This window comes from Vibrio sinaloensis, assembly GCF_000808535.1.
GTDB lineage: Bacteria > Pseudomonadota > Gammaproteobacteria > Enterobacterales > Vibrionaceae > Vibrio > Vibrio sinaloensis_D.
This window is the reverse complement of the sequence record NZ_JWLV01000031.1, coordinates 1-509: the sequence shown is the minus strand read 5'-3', so window position 1 is coordinate 509 and position 509 is coordinate 1. Positions and strand designations below refer to the sequence as shown.

The window sequence follows — 509 nt, the reverse complement described above, 5'->3', positions numbered from 1 at the left end:
GCCCACACAGATTGATAGGTCTATATTGTTAAAGAGCTTGGCTTTCAGTGCCTTAGCACTTAAGCGAGGTGCGTATAATACGCTTTCCACTTTGAAAGTCAACATAAAATTCTAAATTTATTTAGAACTTTATGGTGACTCGTCTGTATTCAGACAAGTCGGAAATAAAGCCTGGCGATGTCCTACTCTCACATGGGGAAGCCCCACACTACCATCGGCGCTAATTCGTTTCACTTCTGAGTTCGGCATGGAATCAGGTGGGTCCAAATCGCTATGGTCGCCAAGCAAATTCTTTAATCTGGAAAGCTGTTTTTGCGCTCTCAAAACACAATCAATTAATTCTTATATCGAGTCCATCAAAACCCTTTGGGTGTTGTATGGTTAAGCCTCACGGGCAATTAGTACAGGTTAGCTCAATGCCTCACAGCACTTACACACCCTGCCTATCAACGTTCTAGTCTCGAACAACCCTTTAGGACCCTCAAGGGGTCAGGGAAGACTCATCTCAG

2 rRNA genes are annotated in these 509 nt (G+C 44.0%); both read right to left on the bottom strand.

Annotated features, from left to right (window positions below):
• Positions 1-169: 169 nt before the first annotated feature.
• Positions 170-285 (bottom strand): 5S ribosomal RNA (gene rrf / locus RJ47_RS14630).
• Between the two features lie 92 nt (positions 286-377).
• A 23S ribosomal RNA gene (locus tag RJ47_RS14625) occupies positions 378-509 on the bottom strand; the annotation flags it as partial.